The 3,208-nt window shown below is 66.3% G+C and carries 5 protein-coding genes; all 5 read right to left on the reverse strand.

Translation table 11 applies throughout. The features are described from left to right. Window positions 1-547, reverse strand: a 547-nt coding sequence (locus JOZ00_RS08185) for an FAD-dependent oxidoreductase (protein ID WP_293342250.1), incomplete at its 3' end; no start/stop codon positions are given. A 32-nt stretch (window positions 548-579) separates the two neighbouring features. Then, a complete protein-coding gene (locus JOZ00_RS08190; protein ID WP_293342253.1) occupies window positions 580-1,170 on the reverse strand; it encodes a hypothetical protein in 591 nt (196 codons plus the stop codon). Beyond that, window positions 1,163-1,438 (reverse strand): putative holin, encoded by a 276-nt coding sequence (locus JOZ00_RS08195; RefSeq protein ID WP_293342256.1) that lies wholly within the window; start codon window positions 1,436-1,438, stop codon window positions 1,163-1,165. The genes JOZ00_RS08190 and JOZ00_RS08195 overlap by 8 nt, the downstream gene beginning before the upstream one ends. 19 nt (window positions 1,439-1,457) lie before the next feature. After that, window positions 1,458-1,943, reverse strand: coding sequence for a DUF779 domain-containing protein (locus JOZ00_RS08200; protein WP_293342259.1), 486 nt, complete (start codon window positions 1,941-1,943; stop codon window positions 1,458-1,460). A gap of 13 nt (window positions 1,944-1,956) precedes the next feature. Then, window positions 1,957-3,208 (reverse strand): aldehyde dehydrogenase (adh, locus tag JOZ00_RS08205; RefSeq protein ID WP_293342262.1); only part of this gene is annotated, 1,252 nt, incomplete at its 5' end.

Consider the following 3,208-nt stretch of genomic DNA (forward strand, 5'->3'; position numbering starts at 1 on the left):
TCGCCCCGCAACCGGCGATGATGATCGACTCCGGCAGCTCGCGGGACAGGATCAACTCCTCGTAGGTAACCACGTTGGCCGACAGCGACGTTCCGGGGACCAGGCGGGTGCTGCTGCCGGTGGCGATGATGGCGTTGTCGAACGTGATCGTCTCGGTCCCGCCGTCGTTGAGGTCGACCGACACCGTGCGCGGGTCGGTGAACCTGCCGTACCCGTGGATCTCGGTGATCTTGTTCTTCTTCATCAGGAAGTGCACGCCGGCCACCCGGCCGTCGGCCACCTTGCGGCTGCGGTCGAAGGCGATGCCGTAATCGAAGCTCGCCTCGCCGCCGATGCCAAAAGTCTTGGCCTCTTTGGTGAAGATGTGCGCGAGCTCGGCGTTGCGCAGCAACGCCTTGGACGGGATGCAGCCGACGTTGAGGCAGACTCCGCCCCAATACTTCGGTTCCACGACTGCGGTGTGCAGACCCAGCTGTGCGGCGCGGATGGCTGCGACATATCCGCCGGGACCGGCCCCGAGGACGACGACGTCATAGTGAGAAGTCACGAGCCCACACTAATGGGCGCCCGCGCGCGGCGTTAATACGGAACGACGCCGAGAAGACAGTGGCCCACTCGCGCGCAGTAGTAGAAGCCGTACAGTGGTGCCGCGGCGGCGACGGACGCGAACGGCGCCGACATCACCGCGAGCGAGAGCGCCGATACCAGCGGCTTGCCCTCAGCCATCGCGAGCAGCACACCGCCGACGGTGCAGGCCACCACGTAGACCAGGACCATGAACACCGCGGCCGTCCTGTCGACGCTGTGGTACCACCAATAGAACAGCGCGAGCCCCGGCACGGCGGCCACCACCCACACGCCCAGCAGCACCAGGGCCAGCTGCCACCACTTCAGGTAGCGGTAACGACCGGGCACCGTGACCGACTGCACCGGCGCGGATCCGGCCGTCGGCTCAAGCTGCTCCGCGGCTTCGCCGGAAGTCTTAGAGCCGTCCGGCTTTTCCGCTTTTTCCGGCTCGGCCGCCTTGGCGGTGGGAATCGGCTGCGAGCCCGTGTCGTCGGAGTCCGAGAAATCGGGGACCCAGGACTGGGTGCCGGTGTTCTCGTCGTCATCGGAGAAGTCCGGCGTGAACGCCTCCGTCCCCGGGTTGGTGTGGTCCTTATCAGCCACCGGCGGTCACCCGCAGAGCGGCGAGGACGCCGAACCAACCCGGCCCGACCGCCAGGATGAACGCTCCCAGCGCGGTGACCCAGCGGCGGCCGGAGAACATGACGGTCGTCAGCCCGAGGACGGTGGAAATGCCGACCACCAGGACGATGGCGACGTCGGGGCGAATTCGCGCGTGCATCACGCTGAAAGCGACGCCTGCCAACAGGCCGACTGCACTGCCGATCAGCATGGCACCGGACAGCAACCAGGGACGCGGAAGCGGAACCACGGTGACGAGGGTACTGCCGCTACCTGGGAGGAGGGCATGTTGCGGGCGCCGCGTCCGTCACGACTTGGCCTCGCACCGACGGGCGCTCGCCGCACTCGTAATCCGCGCCGGTGATCACCGGGGCCGCGGCAATTCCGGCCTGTTCGTCGTCGCTGAAGACCCGGCCGCGGGACAGGAATCGCAGCCCTTCGGGCGCCTCCAGGCTGAACCCGCTCCCGCGACCGGCCACCACATCGATGACCAGCTGGGTGCGCTTGTCTCGATAGTGGGCCTGATACTGCGGGCCCGAAATCCACACCGGCACCCCGTCCGGCCCGACGTCGAGCACCCCGATCAGCACATCGCGGTCACCGACCAGAAAGTCGCCGAGGGGATAGCACATCGGGGATGACCCGTCGCAGCAGCCACCGGACTGATGGAACATCACCGGGCCGTGGGAGTCCTGCAGCGACGCCAGCAGTTCCGCGGCCGCGGCGGTCATGACCACTCCGGCCGGCGTGCCCATCAGAAGAAGCCCATCAGAAGAAGCCCTGCGCCTCGTCGGCGTAGGACACCAACAGGTTTTTGGTCTGCTGGTAGTGGTCGAGCGCCATCTTGTGGGTTTCGCGACCGAACCCGGATTGCTTGTAGCCACCGAACGCCGCGTGCGGCGGATACACGTGATAGCAGTTCACCCACACCCGGCCGGCCTTGATCTCGCGGCCGGCTCGGTAGGCGGTGTTGCCGTCGCGACTCCACACGCCCGCACCCAGGCCGTAGAGGGTGTCGTTGGCGATGCCCATCGCGTCGTTGAAGTCGCTGAACGACGTCACCGCGACCACCGGCCCGAAGATCTCCTCCTGGAAGACGCGCATCTTGTTGTTGCCACTGAAGATCGTCGGCTGCATGTAGTAGCCGCCGGACAGGTCGCCGCCGAGCTCTGCGCGCTCACCGCCGGTGATGATCTTGGCGCCCTCACCCTTGCCAATCTCTATGTAGGACAAGATCTTTTCCAGCTGATCGTTGGACGCCTGCGAACCCAGCATCGTCTCGCTGTCCAGCGGGTCGCCCTGCCGGACCGCCTTGGTCCGGATCGCGGCCAGCTCGAGGAATTCGTCGTGGATGTCGGACTGGATCAGGCTGCGCGACGGGCAGGTGCAGACCTCGCCCTGATTGAGCGCGAACATCGTGAAGCCCTCGAGGGCCTTGTCCTGGAAGTTGTCGCCCGCAGAAGATCGAGTCATCACGTCGGAGAAGAAGATGTTGGGGCTCTTACCGCCGAGCTCCAACGTGACCGGGATCAGGTTCTGCGACGCATACTGCATGATCAGCCGGCCCGTTGTGGTCTCTCCGGTGAACGACACCTTGGCGATCCGGTCGCTGGACGCCAGCGGCTTGCCGGCCTCGACGCCGAAACCGCTGACGATGTTGACCACACCCGGCGGCAACAGATCGCCGATCAGTGACATCAGGTAGAGGATGGACGCCGGTGTCTGCTCGGCGGGCTTGAGCACCACCGTGTTCCCCGCGGCCAGCGCGGGCGCCAGCTTCCACGCGCCCATCAGGATCGGGAAGTTCCACGGAATGATCTGCCCGACCACACCGAGCGGCTCCTGGAAGTGGTAGGCCACCGTGTTCTCGTCGATCTGTGACAGCGAACCCTCCTGGGCCCGGATCGCCGCGGCGAAGTACCGGAAATGGTCGGCGGCGAGCGGGATGTCGGCGGCCAGCGCTTCGCGGATGGGTTTGCCGTTGTCCCAGACCTCGGCGACGGCAAGCGCGTCCTTGTTC

It is taken from the genome of Mycobacterium sp., assembly GCF_019243155.1.
Lineage (GTDB): Bacteria > Actinomycetota > Actinomycetes > Mycobacteriales > Mycobacteriaceae > Mycobacterium.